The sequence below is a fragment of the Frankia sp. CoBUL1 genome (assembly GCF_978021245.1).
The window spans coordinates 1-3582 of record NZ_CDXDOS010000303.1 but is presented as its reverse complement, the minus strand read 5'-3'; the positions used below and the strand labels follow the sequence as shown (position 1 = coordinate 3582).

3 protein-coding genes are annotated in these 3582 nt (G+C 70.6%); 2 read left to right on the top strand and 1 reads right to left on the bottom strand.

Going from position 1 to position 3582, the window contains the following annotated elements:
• The first annotated feature begins 652 nt into the window (after positions 1-652).
• The gene (locus tag AC08OX_RS15925) at positions 653-1879 is read left to right on the top strand and encodes an NAD(P)-dependent malic enzyme (protein ID WP_476608539.1); all 1227 of its coding nucleotides are present in this window, start codon (positions 653-655) and stop codon (positions 1877-1879) included.
• 221 nt (positions 1880-2100) lie between these two features.
• Here the strand turns inward: AC08OX_RS15925 and AC08OX_RS15920 are convergent, their stop codons facing one another.
• Positions 2101-2556, bottom strand: a complete 456-nt coding sequence (locus AC08OX_RS15920) for a hypothetical protein (RefSeq protein WP_476608538.1) — start codon at positions 2554-2556, stop codon at positions 2101-2103.
• Between AC08OX_RS15920 and AC08OX_RS15915 the strand changes: the two genes are divergently transcribed.
• Positions 2537-3517, top strand: a complete 981-nt coding sequence (locus tag AC08OX_RS15915) for a zinc-binding dehydrogenase (protein WP_476608537.1) — start codon at positions 2537-2539, stop codon at positions 3515-3517. The genes AC08OX_RS15920 and AC08OX_RS15915 overlap by 20 nt on opposite strands.
• The last annotated feature ends 65 nt before the right edge of the window (positions 3518-3582 follow it).

Here is a 3582-nt window from a genome sequence, read left to right as displayed (position 1 = left end):
CCCTGGTCAGCTGCCCAAGGAGGTGCACGACAAGGCAGGGCCGCGCAGAGATCACGCAACGTAGCGTGATCTCTGCGCGGCCCTGCCTTGTCGTGCACCTCCTTGGGCAGCTGACCAGGGACGGAGCCGTCGACGGAGGATGCCGGAGATCGCCGTCGCCGGGGCACCGGAGCCGTCGTTCCGGTCACCGACGGAAATCATCAGGAGTGCTACCGTCATTGCCGGAATGGGCATCGCCCGAGTACGACGGAAAGCATCGCTGTGCACGGATTACCTTTTGGGCCCGGGCGGGCCTGTCGGTGGGTTGCCGGTAGCCGGGGGAGACCCCCGCTTCTGATCACGTGATGCTTCCCTCGGACGTCGGCATCCTCTCCGTGGCGGTATGTTTCGTTTCCGTTGCCGATACGTTCGTTGTCGGTTCGCCGTCGGCGAAGCGCTGTCGGGGGCAGGGGCGGCCGCGCGTGCCATATTGGAAGCAACCCCGGGCAACACCCGGTCGATCGCCCGCCTTACACGATGAGGCGGTACCGCTCAGGCTTGTTCTTCCGCGAAACACGCACCACACGGGAGTATGAGCACATTGTAGCCGCAGCCCAGGTGGGACCGCGATCGTCGCGGGGTCCGCCGGCGGCTCGTTCGAGGAGCAACCTCCGTGACCGCAACCACTGACCAGCCGATTCTCGGTTCCACCACGTCGGACTTCGCCGGGCTCAGCCCGCGGCCGTCCGACGATGATCCCGCGTTTGCCCTGCACCGCGGAGGAAAGATCAGCATCAGCGTTACCGCTCCATTGAACAATCGGGAAGACCTGTCCCTGGCCTATACGCCCGGAGTCGCGCAGGTGTGTACCGCCATCGCCGGGACTCCGGCCCTTGCCGACGACTACACCTGGCGGTCTAACACCGTCGCCGTGGTCACCGATGGGACGGCCGTGCTCGGCCTCGGTGACATCGGCCCCGCGGCCTCCCTGCCGGTGATGGAGGGCAAGGCCGCACTGTTCAAGCGCTTCGGTGGTGTGGACGCGGTGCCACTGGCCCTTGCCTGCACGGACGTCGAGGAGATCGTCGACACCGTCGCGCGCCTCGCTCCGAGCTTCGGCGGGATCAACCTCGAGGACATCTCGGCACCGCGCTGCTTCGCCATCGAGCGCCTCCTGCAGGACCGCGTCGACATCCCGGTCTTCCACGACGACCAGCACGGAACGGCCATCGTCGCGCTGGCCGCGCTGGAGAATGCGGCGAAGCTCACCGGACGCACCCTGGGTGATCTGCGTGCCGTGGTGTCCGGCGCGGGCGCCGCCGGCGCCGCCGTGGCCCGCATCCTGCTGGCCGCCGGCATCGGGGACATCGCGGTTGGCGACAGCCGCGGCATCCTCTACGCCGGTCGGGACAACCTCACCCCGAGCAAGGCCGCGCTCGCCGCCGAGACCAACCGTGCCGGCCTGGCCGGGTCCATCACCGACGCGCTCGCCGGCGCCGATGTCTTCCTCGGGCTGTCCGCCGGGCAGGTCCCGGAGGAGGCGGTCGCCACCATGGCGCCGGAGGCGATCATTTTCGCGATGGCCAACCCCGATCCCGAGATCGACCCGGCGGTCGCCCACAAGTACGCGCGGATCGTGGCGACCGGTCGCAGTGACTACCCGAACCAGATCAACAACGTTCTCGCCTTCCCCGGAATCTTCCGGGGAGCGCTCGGCGTCCGGGCCAGCCGCGTGACGGAGGGCATGAAGCTCGCCGCCGCGAGGGCGCTCGCCGCGGTGATCGCGGACGAGCTGGCCGAGGATCTCATCATCCCAAGCGTGTTCGACGACCGGGTCGCCCCGGCCGTCGCCGCGGCGACGGCCGCGGCCGCGCGGGCGGACGGGGTGGCCCGCCGCTGACGAGGGCCGACTGATCGCCGGCGTGCCAGCCACAAGGCGTCCAGGGATCCCGGTGCACCTTCTCCGGGGTCCCTGGACGCCTCCACGGGGCCCGTGCCACGCGGGGTCCCCCCCTTGACGGTCGAGTCCCCCGCGTCCCGCTGCGGGTCCTGAGCCGCGTTCCCGGGCCGTTCGCGAGCCCGCGTGGTCTCAGCCCGTGTGGGTCTCAGCCCGTGTGGGGCTCAGACCCGGCCGCATCCCGGGCAGGGCCGGTTCTCCACCGCCTCCGCGAGCGGGCGCAGGGTCCCACATCCCTTGTAAGAGCAGCACACGAAGTCGGCGGGAGCCACCGTGATGACCGGTATGCCGTCCACGATGACCGTCGCGGGTGCCTCCGGGACGGGCGCGGGGTGTCGGCGGCGCCAGCCCAGCCGCCGGCTCGACCCGTTTCTGCGTGGCGAGTCGGGCATGTCCTCGTGGGTCACCACGGCCTGTTTACCATTGGACGTCCACCCTTGTTGTTCCCACGGTGTCGAGTTCAGCACACCGGCCTGGCAGGCGCGGTTGCCGGCCCGGATGGTCCCCTTCGTCCGTGGCGTCGCCTGTCGATTGTCCTGAGTGGATCCGCGCCGGTCGGCCTCGCTCGCGTCTGCACGCCAGTAGCCGTAGGTTCGAAGGGTGCTAGCCGCCGCCGCCATGTCCCTCCACCCCGATTCCCCGCTCGACGGCCTGGCCATCGGGGAGCAGCCCGAACCCGCGCCGCTCGACGGGTGGGTCACCGTCACGGTGCGGGCCGCCTCGCTCAACCATCACGACCTGTTCAGCCTGCGTGGAGTGGGCCTGCCCGCGGATCGGCTCCCGATGATCCTCGGCTGTGACGCCGCCGGGGTGACCCCCGACGGGCAGGAGGTCATCGTCCACAGCGTGATCGGTGATCCGGCAGCGGGCGGGGGGGACGAGAGGCTGGACCCGAAGCGGACCCTGCTGTCCGAGCTGTACCCGGGAACCCTTGCCGAGCGGGTCGCCGTGCCGCGGCGCAACCTGATCCCGAAGCCCGCAGGGTTGTCGTGGGAGGAGGCCGCCTGCCTGCCGACCGCCTGGCTCACCGCCTACCGGATGGTCGTCTCCCGGGCGGGGCTGCCCGCCGGGGGCGGCGGCACCGTGCTCATCCAGGGAGCCGGTGGGGGGGTGGCCACCGCGGCGCTGCTGATCGCCAAGGCCGCCGGGCACACCGTTTTCGTGACCTCGCGGGACGAGACCAAGCGGAAGCGGGCGGCCACCCTCGGCGCCGACGAGGTTCTCGAACCCGGTGCCCGGCTGCCGCGCCGGGTCGACGCGGTCATCGAGACCGTCGGCGCCGCCACCTGGGGTCACTCGGTGAAGGCAGTGCGCCCCGGCGGGCGCATCGTGGTCTCGGGCGCCACCAGTGGTCCGAACCCGCCGGCGGATCTCACCCGGATCTTCTTTCTCCAGCTGTCGGTGATCGGTTCCACCATGGGGAGCCGGGACGAGCTAGTCGATCTCGTCGCATTCGTGGAACGGACCGGGGTGCGGCCGCTGATCCACGAGGTGCGCCCGTTGGCCGATGCCCGGGCCGCCTTCGAGCAGCTGCTCGGCGGTGAGTTCTTCGGCAAGTTGATACTCCGCCCCCCCGCCTAGCCCCTTCGTCGTGGTGCGGGGACTCCTGGCTCGGGGCTGGGCGGGCTAGCGGGAGTTTCCTAGAT